Annotated in this window: 22 protein-coding genes and 1 riboswitch; of the genes, 9 read left to right on the plus strand and 13 right to left on the minus strand. The window is 71.7% G+C overall.

The features are described from left to right. Window position 1 precedes the first annotated feature (1 nt). Window positions 2-694: a response regulator transcription factor gene (locus tag AB0G04_RS04690; RefSeq protein WP_360976399.1), complete on the minus strand. Its 693-nt coding sequence runs from the start codon at window positions 692-694 to the stop codon at window positions 2-4. Beyond that, the gene (locus tag AB0G04_RS04695) at window positions 691-1,887 is read right to left on the minus strand and encodes a sensor histidine kinase (protein WP_360976402.1); all 1,197 of its coding nucleotides are present in this window, start codon (window positions 1,885-1,887) and stop codon (window positions 691-693) included. Before AB0G04_RS04695 ends, AB0G04_RS04690 begins: the two co-directional genes overlap by 4 nt. A gap of 110 nt (window positions 1,888-1,997) precedes the next feature. On the opposite strand from AB0G04_RS04695, the gene AB0G04_RS04700 reads away from it, so the two are divergent. The 3 genes from AB0G04_RS04700 to AB0G04_RS04710 all read left to right on the plus strand — a co-directional run bounded on the left by AB0G04_RS04700 (window position 1,998) and on the right by AB0G04_RS04710 (window position 4,067). Continuing rightward, a complete protein-coding gene (locus AB0G04_RS04700) occupies window positions 1,998-2,924 on the plus strand; it encodes an ATP-binding cassette domain-containing protein (protein ID WP_360976405.1) in 927 nt (308 codons plus the stop codon). Continuing rightward, window positions 2,921-3,742, plus strand: a complete 822-nt coding sequence (locus AB0G04_RS04705; RefSeq protein ID WP_360976408.1) for an ABC transporter permease — start codon at window positions 2,921-2,923, stop codon at window positions 3,740-3,742. The genes AB0G04_RS04700 and AB0G04_RS04705 overlap by 4 nt, the downstream gene beginning before the upstream one ends. A gap of 100 nt (window positions 3,743-3,842) precedes the next feature. After that, window positions 3,843-4,067, plus strand: a complete 225-nt coding sequence (locus AB0G04_RS04710; protein ID WP_360976411.1) for a PLD nuclease N-terminal domain-containing protein — start codon at window positions 3,843-3,845, stop codon at window positions 4,065-4,067. Window positions 4,068-4,123: 56 nt separating this feature from the next. Here the strand turns inward: AB0G04_RS04710 and AB0G04_RS04715 are convergent, their stop codons facing one another. From AB0G04_RS04715 to AB0G04_RS04725, 3 genes are all read right to left on the minus strand, one after another. After that, window positions 4,124-4,942: a DUF72 domain-containing protein gene (locus tag AB0G04_RS04715; protein ID WP_360976414.1), complete on the minus strand. Its 819-nt coding sequence runs from the start codon at window positions 4,940-4,942 to the stop codon at window positions 4,124-4,126. Between the two features lie 35 nt (window positions 4,943-4,977). Next, a complete protein-coding gene (gene bluB, locus AB0G04_RS04720; RefSeq protein ID WP_360977847.1) occupies window positions 4,978-5,601 on the minus strand; it encodes a 5,6-dimethylbenzimidazole synthase in 624 nt (207 codons plus the stop codon). 125 nt (window positions 5,602-5,726) lie between these two features. Next, window positions 5,727-6,731, minus strand: a complete 1,005-nt coding sequence (locus tag AB0G04_RS04725; protein WP_360976417.1) for a LacI family DNA-binding transcriptional regulator — start codon at window positions 6,729-6,731, stop codon at window positions 5,727-5,729. 376 nt (window positions 6,732-7,107) lie between these two features. Between AB0G04_RS04725 and AB0G04_RS04730 the strand changes: the two genes are divergently transcribed. Beyond that, window positions 7,108-7,572: a GNAT family protein gene (locus AB0G04_RS04730; protein ID WP_360976420.1), complete on the plus strand. Its 465-nt coding sequence runs from the start codon at window positions 7,108-7,110 to the stop codon at window positions 7,570-7,572. Here AB0G04_RS04730 and AB0G04_RS04735 read toward each other — a convergent pair. After that, window positions 7,547-8,224: a spermidine synthase gene (locus AB0G04_RS04735; protein ID WP_360976423.1), complete on the minus strand. Its 678-nt coding sequence runs from the start codon at window positions 8,222-8,224 to the stop codon at window positions 7,547-7,549. The two genes, AB0G04_RS04730 and AB0G04_RS04735, sit on opposite strands and share 26 nt — an antisense overlap. Window positions 8,225-8,280: 56 nt before the next feature. Between AB0G04_RS04735 and AB0G04_RS04740 the strand changes: the two genes are divergently transcribed. Further along, window positions 8,281-8,745: an SHOCT domain-containing protein gene (locus tag AB0G04_RS04740; RefSeq protein ID WP_360976426.1), complete on the plus strand. Its 465-nt coding sequence runs from the start codon at window positions 8,281-8,283 to the stop codon at window positions 8,743-8,745. Between the two features lie 58 nt (window positions 8,746-8,803). Here AB0G04_RS04740 and AB0G04_RS04745 read toward each other — a convergent pair whose 3' ends face one another. Further along, entirely contained in the window at window positions 8,804-9,649 is an 846-nt protein-coding gene (locus AB0G04_RS04745) for an ATP-grasp domain-containing protein (RefSeq protein WP_360977850.1), read from the minus strand. Between the two features lie 75 nt (window positions 9,650-9,724). After that, window positions 9,725-10,303: a hypothetical protein gene (locus tag AB0G04_RS04750; RefSeq protein ID WP_360976429.1), complete on the minus strand. Its 579-nt coding sequence runs from the start codon at window positions 10,301-10,303 to the stop codon at window positions 9,725-9,727. A 514-nt stretch (window positions 10,304-10,817) separates the two neighbouring features. Between AB0G04_RS04750 and AB0G04_RS04755 the strand changes: the two genes are divergently transcribed. Next, window positions 10,818-11,972 (plus strand): glutamate-cysteine ligase family protein, encoded by a 1,155-nt coding sequence (locus AB0G04_RS04755; protein WP_360976432.1) that lies wholly within the window; start codon window positions 10,818-10,820, stop codon window positions 11,970-11,972. A gap of 131 nt (window positions 11,973-12,103) precedes the next feature. Here the strand turns inward: AB0G04_RS04755 and AB0G04_RS04760 are convergent, their stop codons facing one another. Further along, window positions 12,104-12,358: a hypothetical protein gene (locus tag AB0G04_RS04760; protein ID WP_360976435.1), complete on the minus strand. Its 255-nt coding sequence runs from the start codon at window positions 12,356-12,358 to the stop codon at window positions 12,104-12,106. A gap of 245 nt (window positions 12,359-12,603) precedes the next feature. On the opposite strand from AB0G04_RS04760, the gene AB0G04_RS04765 reads away from it, so the two are divergent. Further along, window positions 12,604-12,978 (plus strand): metalloregulator ArsR/SmtB family transcription factor, encoded by a 375-nt coding sequence (locus AB0G04_RS04765; RefSeq protein ID WP_360976438.1) that lies wholly within the window; start codon window positions 12,604-12,606, stop codon window positions 12,976-12,978. Beyond that, entirely contained in the window at window positions 12,975-13,472 is a 498-nt protein-coding gene (locus AB0G04_RS04770) for an SRPBCC family protein (RefSeq protein ID WP_360976441.1), read from the plus strand. The genes AB0G04_RS04765 and AB0G04_RS04770 overlap by 4 nt, the downstream gene beginning before the upstream one ends. Here AB0G04_RS04770 and AB0G04_RS04775 read toward each other — a convergent pair. From AB0G04_RS04775 to AB0G04_RS04790, 4 genes are all read right to left on the minus strand, one after another. Next, window positions 13,355-13,735: a hypothetical protein gene (locus tag AB0G04_RS04775; RefSeq protein WP_360976444.1), complete on the minus strand. Its 381-nt coding sequence runs from the start codon at window positions 13,733-13,735 to the stop codon at window positions 13,355-13,357. The genes AB0G04_RS04770 and AB0G04_RS04775 overlap by 118 nt on opposite strands. Before the next feature lie 58 nt (window positions 13,736-13,793). Next, window positions 13,794-15,053 (minus strand): glycosyltransferase, encoded by a 1,260-nt coding sequence (locus AB0G04_RS04780; protein ID WP_360976446.1) that lies wholly within the window; start codon window positions 15,051-15,053, stop codon window positions 13,794-13,796. Continuing rightward, entirely contained in the window at window positions 15,050-17,284 is a 2,235-nt protein-coding gene (locus tag AB0G04_RS04785; protein ID WP_360977853.1) for a GH92 family glycosyl hydrolase, read from the minus strand. The genes AB0G04_RS04780 and AB0G04_RS04785 overlap by 4 nt, the downstream gene beginning before the upstream one ends. Window positions 17,285-17,383: 99 nt before the next feature. After that, window positions 17,384-18,607: an aminotransferase class V-fold PLP-dependent enzyme gene (locus AB0G04_RS04790; protein WP_360976449.1), complete on the minus strand. Its 1,224-nt coding sequence runs from the start codon at window positions 18,605-18,607 to the stop codon at window positions 17,384-17,386. A gap of 16 nt (window positions 18,608-18,623) precedes the next feature. Further along, a riboswitch (SAM riboswitch) is annotated at window positions 18,624-18,738 on the minus strand. 74 nt (window positions 18,739-18,812) lie between these two features. Between AB0G04_RS04790 and AB0G04_RS04795 the strand changes: the two genes are divergently transcribed. Beyond that, entirely contained in the window at window positions 18,813-19,598 is a 786-nt protein-coding gene (locus AB0G04_RS04795) for a DUF1684 domain-containing protein (protein ID WP_360976452.1), read from the plus strand. Window positions 19,599-19,603 lie beyond the last annotated feature (5 nt).

Here is a 19,603-nt window from a genome sequence, read left to right on the forward strand (position 1 = left end):
GTCACCGGAACCCGCCGGTGCCCCGGGCGGTCACCAGGCCCGACTCGTAGGCGGTGATCACCAGCTGGGCGCGGTCGCGGGCGGCGAGCTTGTGCAGCAGACGTCCGATGTGGGTCTTCACGGTGCCGATGCCCAGGTGCAGGTGCTCCGCGATCTCGGAGTTGGAGAGGCCACCGGCGATCAGGGTGAGCACCTCACGTTCGCGTTCCGTGATCGTCTCGAGGCCGCGCGGCGTACCGGAGGAGGATTTGCCCGGTGTGGTGAAGGCGTCGATGAGCCGGCGGGTGACGCGGGGCGCGAGCAGTGCCTCGCCGGCGGCCACCAGCCGGACACCGTTGAGCAGCTCGGCGGCCGTGGCGTCCTTGACCAGGAAGCCGCTGGCACCGGCCCGGAGCGCGGCGAACACGTACTCGTCGAGGTCGAAGGTGGTGAGGATGAGCACCCGGACGAGCTCGGTCCCGGGCGAGGAACAGATCTGCCGGGTCGCCTCGATGCCGTCCATCTCCGGCATCCGGACGTCCATCAGGACCACGTCGGGTCGCAGCTGCCGGGCCAGGCGGACGGCCTCGGCCCCAGTACCGGCCTCACCGATCGGGGTGATGCCGGGCGTCGCGTCGAGCAGGGCCCGGAAACTCTCCCGCATGAGCGGATGATCGTCGGCCAGGACGACGCTGATGTCCGGTACCTCGGTCATGCGGGCTCCTCGGCGGTGTACGGAATCGCGGCGACCACCCGGAATCCGCCTTCCGGGCGGGTGTCCGCGGTCAGGCTGCCGCCGTACATGGTCACACGCTCGCGCATGCCGATCAGGCCCTGACCGCCCCCCGGCCGGCGGGACGACTGCCGGCCGCCCCGGCCGTCGTCGGTCACCTCGATGTGCACCATGCCGTCGGCGGCCCGCACCTGCACCCGGCATCGGCTCGCGTCCGCATGCTTGATCACGTTGGTGAGGGACTCCTGAACGATGCGGTAGACGGTGAGACCGACCGCGGGCGGCAGGTCCCCGGCACCACTGAGGTCCAGGTCGATGCCGGGGCCGGCCGGTCGCAGGCGTTCCACCAGCTCGGGCAGGTCGCCCACGCCGGGCGCGGGTGCGAGCTCGGCCGCCGGGTCGTCGTCCTCGCGCAGGATGTCGAGCAGCCGCCGGATCTCGGTCAGCGCCGACCGGCTGGTCCTCTCGATCGTCAGCAGGGCGGCCCTGGTCTCGGCCGGCCGCTCCTCGGCGATGTGGTTCGCCACGGTGGCCTTCACCGCGATCAGGCTGAGACTGTGGCCGACGATGTCGTGCAGCTCGCGGGCGATCCGCAGCCGTTCGTCGGCGACCGCGTCGCGGGCCAGCCTGCGGGCGGTGTCGGCCGCGAGGACGCGCCGCCACCGGATCAGCCGGCCGGTGGCCCACGCGACGGACAGCATGACGACGACCACGCCGGTCTCGACCTGCCACCACAGTGGCGCCTCACTGCCCGGCGCGGAGGCGGGCGTGACGCCGGTGCGCAGATAGAGCCCGGGAATGGTGACGGCCGGGGCGGCCAGAGCACCGGCCAGGGTCAGCACGGCACCGGTCCGGCCGGACGCGGCGGCCGCCGAGTACAGCGCGAGCGCGACCGGGATCCAGGTCAGGAAGATGACGCCGAACGCGGTGACGCCGGTGGCGGTGGCCGCCGCGGCGACCGTGGCCACGAAGGCGAATACCGGCAGCGGCCACCTGCGGCGGGCCGGCAGCGGTAGCCCCAGGGCCACCGCGACCAGCCACGCCACCACGGCCGGACCGGTCCATTCGGGGCCGGGGCCGTCCAGGGTCGCGAAGGCGATCTGCTGGGTGAGCACGGCGGAGACGGGAACGTCGATGAGCGCGCCGCGTATCCGCGATCGATCGGGCCGGGTCACCGGGACACGCTATCCGGACGGAACCGGACGGCACGTCTGACCCAGGTCATACATCGATTTCCGACCTCGGGCAGACTCCCCGCCCGGCCCGCGCCGACACCATGGAATCCATGATCGAGCTACGAGAGCTGACCAAACGGTACGGCGGCACCACGGCCGTCGACCGGTTGTCGTTCGAGGTCCGTCCCGGTGTGGTGACCGGCTTCCTCGGGCCCAACGGCGCCGGGAAGTCGACCACCATGCGGATGATGCTCGGCCTGCACCGCCCGACCTCGGGCGAGGCGCTGATCGGCGGACGCCGGTACGACCGGATCCGCCGCCCCCTGCACGAGGTCGGAGCGGTCCTCGACGCCGACGCCGCGCACCCCGGCCGCAGCGCCTTCACCCACCTCGCCTGCCTGGCCCGCAGCAACGGCATCGGCCGGGCCCGGGTGCACGGGGTCCTGGAGCAGGTCGGACTGTCCGGAGTGGCGCGCAAGCGGGTCGGCGGGTTCTCCCTCGGCATGCGGCAGCGGCTGGGCATCGCCGGCGCCCTGCTCGGCGATCCGGCGGTGGTGCTGCTCGACGAGCCGGTCAACGGCCTGGACGCGGCCGGTATCCGGTGGATCCGCTCGACGCTGCGCGCGCTGGCCGCGGAGGGCCGCACGGTGCTGCTTTCCAGCCACCTGATGAGCGAGATGGCGCTCACCGTGGACCGGGTGCTGATCATCGGCCGGGGACGGCTGCTCGAGGACACGTCGGTGGCCGAGATGCGCCATCGATTCGAGAGAGACGTTCTGGTACGCACACCGCGCCCCGCCGAACTCACCACGCTGCTGATCCGGCTCGGCGCCACGGTGACGGGCACCGGTGACGGCGACCTGATCGCGGCCGGAGTGGACGCGCCGGCCATCGGTGACGCCGCCGCGGCGGCCGGGATCCCGATCCACGGACTGACCCCGCGCAGCGCCACGCTCGAGGACGTCTACCTGCAGATGACCGAGGAGGCCGCCGAGTACCGGGCCGCCTCCGCCACCCCGGAGGAGAACCACCGATGACACTGCTGCAGACCCGCCCGGCCACCGAGGCCGCCGCGCCGTCGCACCCGTTCCGTGACGCGGTGGCCGCCGAGTGGATGAAGGTGCGCACCCTGCGCTCGACCTGGGCGTTCCTGGCCGGCGGCGTGATCGCCACCGCGCTGGGCGCGCTGATTCTGTTCTTCCTGGTGCAGTCCTACGACGCCGCGACCCCGGCCGAGCGGGCGAACTACGAGACGGCCGACCCGACCGTGGTGACCATGCCGTTCGTGATGTTCTTCGTCGGCGCGATCGGCGCGATGCTGATCACCAGCGAGTACACCACCCGCTCGATCGGCCCGGCTCTGCTGGCCGTACCGCAGCGGTATCTGCTGTTCGGTGCCAAGGCGACCGTGGCCGGGCTCACCGGACTGGTCTGCGGTGCGGTGTTCGCGCTGCTGGCCTTCGCCGACGCGCGGCTGCTGCTCGGCAACCGCCCGCAGCCGATCAACCCGTGGCCGCAGTGGACCGACGCCGTCCCGACGGTGCTCTGCGCGACCCTCGTCGTGATGGTCACCTGCATGGTCGCGATGGGCATCGGCGCGGTCGTCCGGTCCACCGCGGCGGCACTGACCACGCTCGGCGGGCTCGTGCTGGTGGCCCCGATCTTCGCGCACTTCCTGCCGACGGTCTGGCAGTTGCGGCTCGCCTCGGTGCTGCTGCCCAACCTGACGCCGCAGCTGGCCGGCAGCAATCACCCCTACCTGCTCTCGCAGGGCGGCGCGGCGGCGGTGACGGCCGGGTACGTGCTGCTCGCCCTCGCCGCCGGCGCGATCAGTTCCCGCCGCCGCGACTCCTGACCCCCTCGACCCGACACCCGCTCGACCCGATCCGCACCGCTCGGCCCGACACCCGCTCGGCCTGACACCCACCGCTCTACCCGATGCAAGGAGAGTTCCGATGATTTTCGCCGCCGACCTTCTGCCCACGCTCGCCGGTATCGCGTTCTGGACGGCGATCCTGGCCGCCGGCCTCGCCCTGTTCGTCGTCACGCTCGTCAGCGTCGTCCGTGCGCCTCTGGACCGGCGATCACGTACCCGCTGGATTCTTCTCGTGGTCCTCGTCCCGGGCGTCGGCATCATCCTGTGGTTCACGATCGGCCGCAAGCAGCACTCCGCCCGATGAGGGGTGACGGTGCCGGCCCAGCAGTTCACCCGCGCGGGTGAGTCGGAGCGGGTGAGTCAGAACAGCGTCATCTCGGCCGGTGCCGGCGGCTCGGGCGGCACCGGCAGCGGCTCGAGATCCGGCACCAGGACCCGCACCTCGTCGTGGAAGCGGCGGCACAGCTCGGGGGCGTCGGCGTTGTCGGGCGTGTGCACGAAGAACGTCGGCGACCGGCCCTCCCGCAGCCAGCCGGCCACGATCGGCACCCACCGGCGCCACCCGCCGACGGTCCGGTCGGTGGCGTCGCGGCCCAGGTAGCGGACGATCGGCCGGTCGGTGAGGGCCTCGGTACGCAGCGGCATCCGAGGCTTCTTGAGCCAGGCGTCGCGTTCGGCGTCGCTGGTCGGAGGCGTACGGAAGAACTCGGTGGTGTCGAACGGGACCCACTCGGCGCCGGTCTCGGCGAGCAGGTCCTCGAGACGGCGCGGGTCGCTGAAGAAGGCGGGATCGCGCACCTCCACGGCGTACCGGAAAGAATCGGGCAGGCTCCGCAGCAACCGGGAGAGCGCCGGCAGGTCACCGGGTCCGAAGGATCCCGGAAGCTGGGCCCAGAGGGCGTGGACGCGGTCGCCGAGTGGCTCGATCACCCGCAGGAAGTCCGACAGGCCGGAGATGTCACCCAAGCCGCCACCGTGGGTGATTTCGCGCGGCAGCTTCAGGACGAACCGGAAGTCCGCGGGGGTCTGTGACGCCCAGCCGGTCACGGTCGCGCAAGTGGGCGTCGCGTAGAACGTCGTGTTGCCCTCGACCGCGTTGCACCACCCGGCGTACGACCGGAGACGATCAGCGCCGGACGACGGGATGAACCGGCCCTGCCAGGATTTGAGGCTCCACATCGCGCAGCCGACGTGGAGCCTCGGCCCGCCGGGCCTCATCCGGCCCACCGGTCCTCGTGGACGACCTCGGCGACCGGCCGCCGCTGCCGCCAGCCGTGTCGTTCCAGGTCCGGGACGTCTTCGAGATGGCTGACCGGGCCGATGCAGAGCCAGGCGACCGGCCGGATCCCGGCCGGGATGCCGAGCAGGTCACGCAGGAACGCCTCGCGGTAGAACGAGACCCAGCCGACGCCGAGGCCTTCGGCGGTCGCGGCCAGCCACAGGTTCTGGATGGCGAGGCAGACCGAGTAGAGACCGGCGTCGGCGATGGCGTGCCGGCCGAGGATCGCGGGTCCGCCGCGCTCCGGGTCGTAGGTGACCACGACCGACAGTCCCGCCTCCAGCACCCCGTCGATCTTGATACGGGTGAACCTCTCGGCGGCCTCCCCGGTCAGCGTCGCGGCGAAGACGTCCCGCTCGGTGCGGACGTGCTGGTGGAAGGCCTTGCGCACCGCGTCGGAGCGGATCAGGACGAAATCCCACGGCTGGGAGAGGCCGACACTGGGGGCGGCGTGCGCGGCGCCGAGGATCCGGTCGAGGACATCGCGCTCGACGGGCGCCCCGGTGAACTCCGCACGGACGTCGCGGCGGCGGTGGATGACGTCGTAGAGCCCGTGAATCACCGGCCGGACGGTACCAGCCCGGCCACCGCCCGCCACCGTCCGGTCACCGCGGGCCGACCTCGGTCCCCGCCGGACAGCCCGATCAGCGCGGGCCGCCCCTTTCCGCGCCTGGGCCGCCCCGATCAGCGCCGGACTGTGCCCGTGGACGCTCGTGCCACCAGCGCCGGCACGAAGGTGGCCTGCTCGTGGACGTGGCCGGGGTTGGTGGCCTCGTCGAGGACGAGACGCGCCGCCGTACGCCCCAGCTCCTGCCGTGGCTGGCGGACCGAGGTCAGCGGCACGGCAGCGGCCGCCGCGAAGTCGATGTCGTCGAACCCGACGATCGCCAGGTCGTCGGGAACCCGCAGCCCGGCGGTGACGGCATGCTGCAGCAACCCGAGCGCCAGCAGGTCGTTGGCGCAGAACGCCGCGGTCGGCCGCCGCCGCGACGGCAGCCCGGCCAGCCGTTCACCGGCCGAGCGGCCCTCGTTGACGGTGAGCGCCTCGGTCGGCAGGTGGATCAGGTCCTCCTCGGGCATGCCGAACTCGGCCCAGACCGCACGCGCACCCTCCAGCCGCTCCCGGACCTGGCCGATGCTGGCCGGCCCGCCGACGAACGCGACGCGCCGGTGTCCGCGATCGATCAGATGCTCGACGGCGATGCGCCCGCCGAGCACGTCGTCGACGGCGACCGAGCAGTGCCCCCCGGCCCGGCTGAACCGGTCGACCATGACGAACGGAAGGCCGCGCTGCGCGAGATCGGCGAGGTGCGGGGCGTCCGGGTCGACCGGGGTGATCAGGATGCCCTGGACGCGCTGCTGCAGGAGACGGTCGAGGTGCTTGGCCTCCCGCTCCGAGCGGCCGCTGCTGTTGCAGACGAACAGCGACAGGTCGGCGTCCTCGGCGGCGGTCTCGATGCCCTCGGCGACGTCGTGGAAGAACGGGTTGCCGCCGTCGAGCATCACGTAGGCGAGTGCCCGGCTGGTGCCGGCACGCAGCTGGCGGGCCGACTCGTTGCGCACGAAACCGAGTTCGGCCATCGCCCGCTCGACCCGTTCCCGGGTGGCGGAGCTGACCACGGCGGGCCGGTTGAGCACGTTGGAGACGGTTCCGAGGGAGACTCCGGCCGCCGCGGCGACGTCTTTCACCGACGGGGCTCGACCATTGCGTGGCTGCTGTGTCAACCTGGGCCTTCCTAACCGAGGCGGGGCGGGCGACCTGATGGTAAGCAGGATCGTTGAAACATTTCAATCCCACCCGGGAGGCACGCGGGTGCACCAGCGCGCACACCATGGTCCCCTATGACCCCACCGCCGCCGATCGCGGCCCGACCGGCCACCCTGCCGAGCCCGCGACGCCGGGCCGGCGACTGGGCCGAGGTGAGCCCGGAAGGCCTGGATCCGGGCGCGTCGGAGACTTGCGGCGCGGCCGGCCGGAGACCTGCGGCGCCCGCCGGGAACCTCGGCGCGGCCGGCGCGGTCCGGCATGATCCGGGGCGGCCGGCGCCTGCCGCACACTGGAATCATGCGCGACCATCTGCTGCGTCCCGCCACCGCGGCCGACCTCGAGGCGATCATGGATGTGCAGCAGGAGGGATCGGTCCTCGCGCTGTCCGGCATCTTCCCGCAGGACGAATACCCGTTTCCGCGGGCCGAGCTCACCGCCCGATGGGCGCGCGAGATCAACGATCCGGCGATGCGGGTGCTGGTGATCCTGCAGGACGGCGCGGTGGCCGGGTTCGCCGCCATCACCCACGATCAACTTCTCCATTTCGGTACGGCCCCGCGCACCTGGGGCACCGGCCTCGCCACGACCGCGCACGACGAGATCATCGGCCTGCTGGACCCGGCCGCCCACCTGTGGGTGCTGGCCGGCAACCAGCGGGCGCGCCGCTTCTACGAGAAGGTGGGCTGGAAACCGACCGGCCGCTCGGTGCCCGACGACTTCCCGCCGCACCCGGAACTCATGGAGTACCAGCGATCCGGGTGATCGCATCAAGGCGGTCGCCACTCGCGCACGACGCCACGTACACGACATCCGGCCGGCCACGCTCCCCCGGGATCCGGACCGTATGCACCGGGCCCACCACCCTCGTCAAGGTCGCCTCGAAGCCCGGCTCCGCCAATGCGCTCCACACCGCGAGAACCCCGCCGGGCCTCAGGTGCTCCCGGAGCATCGCCAGCCCCGACCGCCGGTACAGGCCGGTGTTGTGGTCGAAGACCGTCCAGCTCGGCCCGTTGTCGACGTCCAGGCAGATCGCGTCGAACCGGTCGCTGGTACCGGTGCACCAGACGGCCAGATCACCCGTCACCACCCGTACCCGCGGATCGTCGAGGGCGCCCTCACTGAACCGGCGCAGCACCCCGTGATGCCACGCCACCACGGCCGGCTCGACCTCCACGACGATGATCTCCGAAGCATCCGTACGAACCGCCTCGGCCAGCGAGAACCCCACTCCCAGCCCACCGATCAGCAGCCTCGGCCGTGGGCCCGTCGCGGCCAGGGCGGCACGCACCAGCACCCGTTCCGACCGGCCCGACCGGGTGTCCATCAGGAAGACGCCGTTGCTGATCAGCTCGAAGTGCCCACCCCGGCTCCGCAGGACCAGCTCCCCCCGACCGGTGAAGACCCGTTCCTCCATGGGCGGAAAGCCTACGCAACAGATGGACCGACGTCGATGAGCTACGGTGACTCATCGTGAGCTCCGACGGCGGTATGACGGTTCCCGATCACTGCGTACAGGCTCTCGAACGGGCCCGGCGGCACAGCGTCGACACCGCCGGAGCCCTGGCCGCCGCACACACCCGAGACGGCGGCGCCGACCTGTACCTGCTGATCTATCCCGACCGCCTGGAGCTCGCCAGCACCGGCGGTCTGCTGCGCACCGGCGCCGGCCGGGAAACCGTCCCGCTCACCGCCGTCGACCGGGTGACCGCGCGTGATCGCCTGTTCCGGTCCTCGGTCGACATCGACACCGCCGGGCACACCCTGTCCTTCAGTGCCGGCCGCGACACCGCCGCGTACCTGGCCCAACTCATCCGGCAGCGGATGACCACCCGCCCGGACAACACCGCCCTGCTGCACCACCTCGCGGAACTCCACGCCGCCGGAGTCCTCGACGACGACGAGTACGCCGCGAAACGGGCCGCCCTGCTCGAGTGAGGACACCCACCGCCGGCGCCGTACTGCTCCCTCGGGGCTCCTCCATCGGGGCAGTGCGTCAGGCGTTGCGCAGAGCCGCGATCAGCGTCTCCGGCGGGGTACTGCCGGGCCGATCACTGACCTGGCCGTCGCCGATCTCGACGACCCGCCAGCGGCCGTCCTCGTGCCGGGCCAGGTCGATGGCCGCGAACGGCAGATCCAGCGAGCCGAACCCGGCGACCGTCACGTCAGCCGGACGCAGATCAGCCGGCGGCACCGCGTCCGGCGTGTCCGGGTGGGCGGTGACCAGACGGCACGAACCCCCGATCCACCAGGTACGCACCTCCGCACCGGTGAACCGCTCGAACCGGCGCAACACGAAGCCCCCGGTGAAGCCGTCGCCCCGCAACTCCCGGAAGCGGCTCGCGACTGCCCACGCGGCTGCCGCGTCGGCGACGTCCGGGATGAACGCCGCCTCGTGCCAGTAGTGCTTCATCGACTTGGTGTAGTCACGCAGCACCGCCGGGCCGGCCACCAGCCGTTCCCGGACCCGGTCGAACCCGGCCCGGTCGTCGCCCTCCGTCCAGACCGTCTCCGGGGTGTCGCCGGCGATCGCCGCGTACCAGCCCGGCAGTTCGTGCGTCCGCCGGTACTGCTCCGGGCCGGTCCGCAACGTCACGCCCCGGGCGGCCAGGGCCCCGGCCAGCACGGCATAGCGGTCACTGCCCAGCATCCAGCCCCGATAGACGGCGTCCGCCCCGGCAGGGACCCGAGCGACCGCCGCATCGGCGTCGCCGCCACCGGCAAGGGCGTCGTGGTCCACGAGCGCGACCGTCACACCGGCGTCGCGAGCGGCGCGGGCCTCCTCGGCGAAGTGTTCGTCCGGGCGGCGGGGGCGGAGTACGTCGGAGGGCACCAGCAACATCACGCCGGAGATGATCCTCTCCCCCCGCCCGGCGCGTGGGGGCGGGGACTGCAGCGGCCGTCTCCCGGTACGTGCCTACTCGGAGGCGACCCGCTCGAGACGCCTGACGTTCAGGCTGGTGGCGGCGACGGTCCGAACCGGGGCGGGACGTGCCAGCGGCGCCAGGGCGGCCACCACGATCAGGGCACCCAGCGGAAGGTAGCCGACCTCGACGATGATCGCCGCGATGCCGGCCCCGAACAGCAACGGGCTCCACGCCGGGGTGCGCCGGGCCGCCACGAGCAGACCGAGCAGCGTCAGCATGCCGAGCGCGAAGAGCAGCAGACCGGCGATACGGACCGGGGTCGCATCCGGGAAGGCGCCGGTCAGATCGCCGGCGATCGCCCAGAGGAAGCATCCCGTGCCGGCGAGGGTCACCGTCGCGGCGACCGCGGCCACCGTCCGGGCATCGGGCGGGACCAGCGGGCAGACCGCCGCGGCGAGCACTCCGAACAGCACCATGGCGGCGAGGAAGGCCAGGTAGGACAGGTTCTGAGCAAGACCGGGGCCGTACGTTCCATCGAGGCCGTCGATCAGGTGCAGCAGACCGTACGCCAGCAGGAGAAGCGGCGCGTCCAAGGCGAGGTGACGGACGGTGGCGCTGTTCGGTGGCATGGCCTGACCGTATGGCCGTGCGGCAAATCATCGGTTCCGGCGCATTCCCTGCTTCTACCCCGATTCCGCCCCCGAGGAGCCCCCACACCACCCCTAAGGCATCCTAGGAACCCATCCCGAAAGCCGACGCCCATCCGGCACGTCAGATGGGAACGCCGACCCCTCTCCGGCACGTCAAGAGCCGCGGGTCGCCACGCGGACGGCTCGGCCCGGCAGATGACTGGTGGATTGGACCGTGGAGCACCACGTGGGGGCAGCGTGGTGACCTGCGGTTCGGGGCGTCGCGCACAGTTGAATGGCGAAACTCCACAGGGACAAGGATGCGGACGGCGTGTGGGTGTCGGGAATTGCGGCATCCGGCTGGAATCGTCGTGTCAGTCGGACGCGGCGGGAAGACTGGGGCGATCAGAGGCGGAACCGGGTCGGTGGGGACGCCGAATGACATCTCCTATTCGGCAGATAGGAATGATATGCTCGGCGCTCCGGTGGGCGGGTGAGGGAAAATGAGGCGGGCGTGGACATCCTGAGCGAGCAGGCGGCCGAGGAGTTCATCGCGGCGCGGGCGTTCTCGCCGAGCTTGCCGGGTTTCGTGGGCATAGCCGTGGATCTGCTGGTCGATCCGGCGTGCGCACCCTCCGGACGGCGACCGCTCCGGCACGGGTTCCTCGACACCCGGTCACCCCGCGTTCTGGCGGTCAGCGGGCCACCCTCCCCCGGGCTCGAGGTGGGGCTGCTCCGGATGAGCCACGACCTGGCCGCCTCGGAGCGCATCGTCGATCAGCATCGGCTCACCGTGTTGCCGCAGGCCGCCGGCACGGTTCACCCGGAGGGGCCGGCACATGCGCTCGGTACGGCCACGGCCGGCATCCGGGTCGGACTGGAGGCGGGTCTGGACGAGGGCGGGCCGCTTGGGCTTCGCCGCCGGTGGGAGCTGGCGCACACGCTGGCTCCGGTCCTGGCGGCCGCGTTCGCGAACTCGCCGCTGCGGCACGGACGGCCGACCGGTTGGCGCAGTGTTCGCCAGGCTCTGCGCCGCGATCTTCCGGTGCGGCCGGGACCGGGCGGGCCGGGCGATGCCGGCGAGGGAGCGGGCACAATCCGAGAAGACGCGGAGCCCCGGAAGATCCGGGACGACCTGAAGCAGCGGGAGGTCCGGGAAGGCGTGGATCCTCGGGAGGCCTGGGCGGCGTACGTCATGGACACCGCCGGAAGCACCGGGACCACGCCGCGGCAGGTGCTACGTCACGGCGGCCGGTTGACGAGCGGCGACCTGGAACGGCACATGGCCGCTCTGCGCCCGCCCGTGGCTGCCCGCGGGCACCTCGAGCTCGACGTGGCCGACCGGCAGCCGGGTAGCGGCTGGCGAATCCCGGCGGCCGTCATCGCGGTGCTGCTGGACGATGCGCGCGCTGCCGAGGAGGCCGCTGCCGCTACCGCGGGCCTGGCCGCCGAGCCGGCCCTGTGGGAGCGTGCGGCTCGGGACGCGCTGACCGATCCGGTACTGGCCGCGGCCGCGCGGGACTGTTTCATGGCGGCCTACGCGGCCCTCGCCCGCCAGGGCGTCTCCCGCGAGTTGCGCGATGCGGTGGCCGAGTTCACCGAGCGGTACGTCCATCGCAACCGCTGCCCCGCCGACGACGTCCTGGACAGTGTCACGGCCCGCCCCTGACAGGAGATGGGCCGCAAGCGGAGACACGTCAGAGACGGGCCACGAGCGGAGACGACAGGCCGCGAGCGGAAGGCACGCCCAGGACGGACCGCGGTAGAGGCAGGCCGGAGACGGGCCGCGAGCGGCACCGGTCAGACGGCTGCGGCGAGGTCCTGATCGGGGACGGCGCTGACGGTCCGGCCGGCTTCGGCACTGACGGTCCGGCCGCCTTCGGAGGCGACGGTCCGGCGGGCTTCGGAGGCGAAGTGCTCGGCCACCTCGATGGCGGCCAGCACGGTCGTGTGCCGTTCCCCGGGGTGGACGCGGCGCGTGGCGGCGAGGTGCCCGCGGAGGTGGAGCATCCTGTCGATGCAGTCGTCGAAGAGTGTCAGCACCTCGTCGTGCACGGGGAACTCCTCTCGCCAGCGGCTGGACACGGCGGGCCGTGTGCCGCGCACCGAGCGAGATTGATCGTAGTTCCGGGACGTCACCCGGACATGGGTTCCGGTGACTCGTCGCCTGGATTCCGTTTACGGACGGTTATTCGGGGCAGCACAGCAGCCGCTGATCAGGTGTTTCAACTTTTCGGTTGACAGCACCGTACCGCAGAATCTAGGTTGGCTTTCAACCAAGAAGTTGAAATGAGGGGCTGATGTCGGCGGACACGATGGCACGGGTCTTCGGCGCTCTCGCCGACCCGACGCGCCTCGACATGGTGGCGCGGCTGGCCGGCGGCGACGCGACGGTCAACCAGCTGGCCGAGCCGTATCGGATATCGCTGCAGGCGGTCTACAAGCACCTGCGCGTCCTCGAGGACGCCGGCCTGGTGAGCCGCCCGCCCGGACCCCAGCCCCGCGTGGTGCGCCTGGAGACGGAGGTGTTCGACCGGATGGACGAGTGGATCGAGCGTTACCGACGGCGGGCCGAGGAGCGTTACACCCGGCTCGACGCGGTACTGGCCGCGATGGACAAGACCGACAAGACCTTTGATGTACGCGACAAAGCGAACGAAGGAGAGCAGAAGTGACCGGGACCCTGGACACCAAGAACGCCGAGACCACCATCGAGGCCGACCCGAAGCTGCCGATCATCAGGCTGACCCGTGACTTCGCGGCCACCCCGGAGCAGCTGTTCCGGGCACACACCGATCCTGAGGTGTTCGCACTCTGGGTCGGGCCGGACTCGCTCACCACCAGGATCGACCACTGGGACGCACGGACCGGTGGCAGCTGGCGTTACATCGCCGGCCGGGGCGACGAGGAGTATGCGTTCCGCGGCACGTTCCACGAGGTCGGCCCGGACCGGATCGTGCAGACGTTCACGTTCGAGGGCCAGCCGGAGGGCGTCGCCCTGGAGACGCTGCGGTTCGAGGACCTGGGTGACGGCCGCACCCGGCTGCACGCTCAGTCGCTGGTGGACAGCTTCGAGGGCAGGGACGCCTGGCTGCAGAGCGGCATGGAGGTCGGTGTCAACGAGGGGTACGCCAAGCTGGAGCGGCTGGCCGCCGAGGGCCGCATCTGAGCGGCCGCGTCCTCGGCCTCGTGACGCGCCAGCACGGCACGCACGTCGAGCAGCTGGTCGGCCCGCTCCCGGGCGAACCTGTCCCGCTCCCAGCCGGGCACGGCACGCAGCGTGGCGAGTTCCTCGTCGATGGCGGCGACCGTGGTGCGCAGCGGGTTGGGCGCGGGGTCGACGCGCTCGCCGAACCAGGCACCGATCCACTTGAACATGCGAGTCCCCCGATACGAGCTCTCCACAGCGGAGGAGACCATATCGGAGATCATCGTCACAGTGAACAGCGGGACGCGGGTGCGCCGGCGGAACCGGCGCACCCCGTACCGATTAGTGGGTTTTTGCGGTGAACAGCTGGTCGAAGACCGCGACCCGATCGAAGGTCATGGCATGTTCCCGTGCCCGGATCTCCAGGTCCGTGCGCTCCTCCGCGGACATGTCCAGGACCACGCGGTCGACCGCGTCCGCGATGGCGGCGATGTCGCCGGCCTCCACGATCACCGCGGCGTCGCCGACCGCCTCCAGAACGCCACCGGTCGTGGTCGTGATGATCGGCCCGCCGCCGGCCAGGCCCTTCTCGGCCAGGGCGATGCCGAACGTCTCGACGAAGTCCGGCTCCGGCTTGGTGGGCAGCACGTACGCCGCGCACCCGGCCATCAGCAGCGGTTTCTCGTCGTCGTCCACGTCGGTCAGGAAGATGATCCGGTCGTCCTCCTTGGCCATTGCCCGCACGTGCTCGAGCGCCGGTCCGGTGCCGGCGACGACGAGCTTCACGTCGTCGCGGCAGCGCATCTGGCCGTACGCGATGACCAGGTCGTAGATGCCCTTGGCCCGGGCCACCCGGGACAGGAAGAGAACGTACTGGTCCCGCTTCAGACCGCGGCGTTCCAGGGCCTCGTCGACCGCCGCCGGGTCGAGGCCGGCGAACGCCGAGGAGTCGATCGGCGGATAACTGACGGTGACCCGCTCCCGGCACTGCGCCGCGAAGGTGGTGCCGCAGTGCGCGTCCACCTCCTCGGCCGAGGCGATGATCTCGTCACGGGTGTACTCGGAGACCGCCACCACCTCGTCGCTCGCGAGGAACGTGGTGAGCAGGACGGTGGCCGCGCCGAAGCGGCCCTCGCGCAGGCAGGAACGGATGACGTTGGTGACGTCCGAGCCGACCGCCTTGGCGATGGTCCGCACGTCGGGAGCGAAGCCGGCGGCACGGGCCGCGGTCACCGCGTCGTTGATCACCTGGGTGTGCGGCACCAGGTACATCGACAGGCAGACGGTCGGAACCGGTTCGGAGAGCAGCTCGACGAGCCGGCCGGTGAGCCCGGCCAGATGCCGGCCGTCCGGGACGCGATAGTCACCGACCGCCTCGGGGCGCTCCACGGTGATGCCGGGGCTGTACGGCAGGAGCCGGTCGAGCGGCTTGAGGGGCAGTCCGGCCGACTGGAGGGCGGGGATCGGCCAGGTGAGCAACCGTACGTCGTCGAAGCCCCGGGTGAGAGCCACCTCGGCGAGGTTGCGGGCCTCGCCGGAGTGGCCGCAGATGACCGGATCGGCGCGTACCGCGATGACGAGGCGGCGGGTCGGTCGGCTCATCGTTGTTCCTTAGGGTGGGAATCTGAGAGGGATGGCGGCCGGATCCCGTGTCCCCAGGTGGAGGGTTCGGGGCCCAGCCGCAGGTGCAGCCGCCCGCCTTGATGGACGTCGGCCGCGTTCAGGTGGGTGGCGTGCAGGGGCCTTCCGTTGAGGGTCGCGGATTGCACGTACTGGGGTGGTGGATCACGGTCGATCCCGTCGACACCGATCGGCGTCTCCCGGTGTCCCGACGTCTCGACGACGAACTCGCCGCCCTCGACCTGAATCGCGGCGCGGGCGAAGGCGGGTGCGTTGACCAGGAACAGGTTCTGCCCGGCGACCGGGAACAGACCCAGCGACGCCCAGACGTACCAGGCACTCAGTCCACCGGAGTCGTCGTTGCCCGGCAGGCCGCCCGGCCCGGTGCCGAACTGCCACGTCAGCGCCGAGCTGACCACCTCGGCGGTGCGGTCCGGCCGGCCCGAGTAGTGGTAGGCCCAGGGAGCCTCCATGTCCGGCTCGTTGTTGAGGCCCTCGAAACGGTTCAGCGCGTAGCCGGCGGCCATCTCGGCGGGGTCGGGGCAGCGGCCGGGCTGCTTCACCGGGGCCGCGCCGTAGCCGAAGAACCGGTCCAGCATGAAACTGAACGCCCCGTCGCCGCCGGCCAGCGCGATCCGGCCGGCCATGTCGTGCATCAGGCGGAACGAGTAGTTCCACTTGCCGCCCTCGTAGAACTCCGAGTCGCGCAGCAGGCCGGTCTTCGGGTCGAAGGCGTTGACCCAGTCGCGGCTGCGCCGTTCCAGGTCGGCGGCGAGACGGTGGTCGTTGAGGGCGCGGGCCACCTTGGCGGTGCAGTGGTGGGCGTACGAGAGATCGAGGGTGTGCGTGATCGGGTGCACCACCCCGTGCTCCCAGAAGTCCTCGCCGTACATCCGGCGTAGGTCGTCGACCATGTGCACGAGCGCCCAGCTCCAGTCGATACCTGGTCGTTTCAGGGCGTGCACGTCGGCCAGCGCGGTGTGGGCGAGCGCGCTGGCCTGCCGGAAGAACCGGTCGGCGCCGCGGGCCATCCGGTAGCCGATCGGGAAGTTGCCCTCCTCCTCGCAGACCCGGATCAGGGACTCCAGCATGTCGCCGTACCGGTCCGGGGCGATCGCCGACAGCAGCGGCATCTGGGTCTTGTAGATGTCCCACATGGTGCAGATGTCGAAGGCGTACGGGCCGGGATCGGGCCAGCTGGGGCTCTCGTCGGCGGCGATGCACGGCTTGACCAGCGAGTGGTACAGCGCGGTCGCCATCACGGTCCGCCGGGCCTGGGTGCCACCGTCGACCTGGATCCGGCCGAGGTGGTCGCGCCAGCTCGACCGGGTCCGCGCCCGGACCGTCTCGAACGCAGCGACGCCGGTGCCGCACTCGCGTTCCAGGTTCTGCCGGGCCTGGTCGCAGCCGCGCAACGAGAAGCCCATCCGGACCTCGATGGTCTGCCCGGCGCGGGCCGCTCCCATGAACAGCATCCCGAACGGGCGCAGCGTGGTGTGCCGGATGCTGTCGAAGTCGAGGCGGGTGCCGCCCGGGATGAGCCGCCGGTCGTACCAGAGCATCTGCCGCCAGCCGGGGCTCTCCACCTCGATGTACACCGAGAGCGGGATACCCTCCATCACCACGGTGCCCTGGGCGCGGCCGTGACCCATGCTCTCGGCCTGCGCGCGCAGCGGGATGGTCCGGCCCAGGTCGATGCCGAGCCCCCCGCAGGACAGGTCGATGACGACCCGGGCGCTGTGGTGGTCGGGGAACGTGTAGCGGTGGACCGCGACCTTCTCCCCCACCGTTATCTCGCAGCGCACCCCGGTGTCGAGGTTGGCCGCGTAGTAGCCGGCCTCGGCCCGCTCGTCCTCCAGCGGCCACGACTGACCGAGGTCGTCGAGGGGCTGCACCATCGGGGTGACCCGCACGTAGTTGTAGTACTTGCGGATCGCGCCGGTGCCGGACTGCTGGAAATGGGTGAAGCCGGAGGCCTGGTGCCGTTCGAACATCTCCTCCGGCACGCCCTCGGTGTTCTTGGCGTACCGGCCGTATCCCGTCGGGTACGCCCCCGAGTAGGCGCACGCGGAGACCATGCCGAGGGGGGAGGTGGCGCCCGGGTGGGTGTTACCCACCTGCGGTTTCGGCCACCACCAGGTAGCGGCGAGACCGTGTGCCCGGGGCAGATCGGTGGCCGCCGTACCGATGAAGGGATCAACGTTGTCGAGGATGGCCGGACTCTAACCGGCCACGGATGCCCCGATGGTTTCGCGCAGGTGAACTCCCTCGAAGCAGGCTTTGAGCATCCGGTCGAAGTCGGCGGCCGTGGCTCAGGTGCGATCAGTCCCGGATTCCGTTGCCAGCACGGCGGCCAGCGCGGTCACCACCCGGTCCACGTCGGTTCCGGTGCTGCCCAGGCCGAAGCTGATGCGCAGCAGGCCGGGCACGCCGTCACCGCAGGCGCCGGTCCGGCCGGCCCCGGACAGCCGGCGGACCAGCGGATGGGCGCAGAACTGCCCGGCCCGGACGCCGATGCCGTGCTCCCGCCCCAGCCGGCGGGCCACCTCGGCCGGGTCGTGCCCCGGCAGGGCCAGCGACACGATGCCGACCCGCGGGTGGTCCGGGCCGAACAGGCTGACCTCGGTCGCGCCGGGCACCCGGGTCAGACCCGCACGGAGCCGGGCCAGCAGCTTCTGCTCGTGGACGCGCACCTCGTGCCGGCCGGCCGTGGTGAGGGCCTCGCAGACGGCGGCCAGCGCCACGGCGCCGAGCAGGTTGGGGGTACCGCCCTCGTGCCGGGCCGCCCCCGTCGCCCAGGTCAGATCACCGGGCCGGTCACCGACGGCAGCGCTGGCACCGCCACCGGCCAGGTACGGGTCGGCCGCGTCCAGCCAGTCGGATCGGCCGGCGAGCACTCCGGCGCCGAACGGGGCGTACAGCTTGTGACCGGAGAAGGCCAGATAGTCGGCGTCCAGGTCGTCGAGGTCGACGGGCACGTGCGGGGCCAGCTGGGCGGCATCGACGATCACGCGGGCGCCGTACGAGTGGGCCACGCCGGCGAGTTCCCGGACCGGCCACAGCTCGCCGGTCACGTTGCTCGCCCCGGTGACCGTCAGCACGGCCGGGCCGGTCAGACCGTCGAGCGCCGACTTGAGCGCGCTGACCGCCTCGTCCGGTGAGGCCGGGGCGGGCAGGCGCAGCGGGTTCGGCCAGGGCAGCAGGTTGGCGTGGTGCTCGCCGTCGAAGTGCACCGTCGTGGTGCCCGGCGGAAGGGCGCGGGCCAGCAGGTTCAGCGCGTCAGTGGTGTTCCGGGTGAAGATCACCGTGTCGCCGGGGCGGGCTCCGGTGAACTCGGCGACCACGTCGCGCGCGAGTTCGTACGCGACGGTGGACGCCTGTGACCGCACCCCGGTGCCCCGGTGCACGCTGCCGTACCGCGGCAGCAGATCCGCGACGGCGTCGGCGGCCGCCCGCACGCAGGGGGCCGAGGCCGCGTAGTCGAGGTGCACGAAGTCGCTGCCGTCACCGATGACATCGAGAGGGGAAAAGGACATGACCGCGCCTCCACGGGTTCGCCGTTTGCCGGTGTCGGGCGACACCGGCCCGGTCCTCACCCGGGGCACCCCGTCGCGAACGGAAGGGTTGCCGGCCAGCAAGCCGGGGCTTCGCGCTGGCACTCATGACCTGCCGTCGAAATTAGCAGAAGTCACAGCGCACGGCCATATCCCATGCCGCAAGTAGAGATTAGGGTCATGCTCCATGACGACCTCGTTCCAGGAGCAGTGGGACCAATGGCACGCCGGCCACGAGCAACGGCGCGCCGACCCGCACGGCTTCCTCTCCATCACCGGCCTGCACTGGCTCACCGAGGAGCCGCGGAGCTTCCCGGACGCGCCGGGTGAGTGGAGCACCAGCCCGGCCGGCGTGACCGTGGCGCTCGGCGGCGGCGAGTCGATCGTCGTGGACGGCGCCACCGTCACCGGCACGCACACGTTCGAGCCGCTTGCCGAGCGCGCCGACCGCACCGTGGAACACGGCGACATCCGCATCGAGATCGCCCGCCGTGGCGGGTACGACGTGGTGCGGCCACGGAACCCGGCGAACCCGGTGCTGACCGGTTACCCCGGCACACCCGCCTACCCCGCCGACGAGAAGTGGGTGGTGGCCGGGCGTTACCTGCCGTTCGACGAGCCGGAGCCGATCACCGTGGGTTCGGTCGCCGAGGGCATCGAGCACGTCTACGAGTCACCGGGCCGGGTCGAGTTCGGGATCGGCGGGAAGACGTTCTCGCTCACCGTGTTCAACGGTGCGGCGCCGGGGTCGCTGTTCGTGCTGTTCACCGACGCGACGTCCGGGCTGACCACCTACGCCGCGAACCGGAGCCTGTTCATCGCCCCGCCCGCCGCGGACGGTGCCGTCGAGCTGGACTTCAACCGGGCCACGAACCTGCCGTGCGCCTACACCGAGTTCGCCACCTGCCCGCTGCCGCCGGCCGGCAACAGGCTCGCCGTCGCGATCGAGGCGGGTGAACGGATCCCGCGGTAGGTTCG

The organism is Actinoplanes sp. NPDC023801 (assembly GCF_040639655.1).
GTDB lineage: Bacteria > Actinomycetota > Actinomycetes > Mycobacteriales > Micromonosporaceae > Actinoplanes.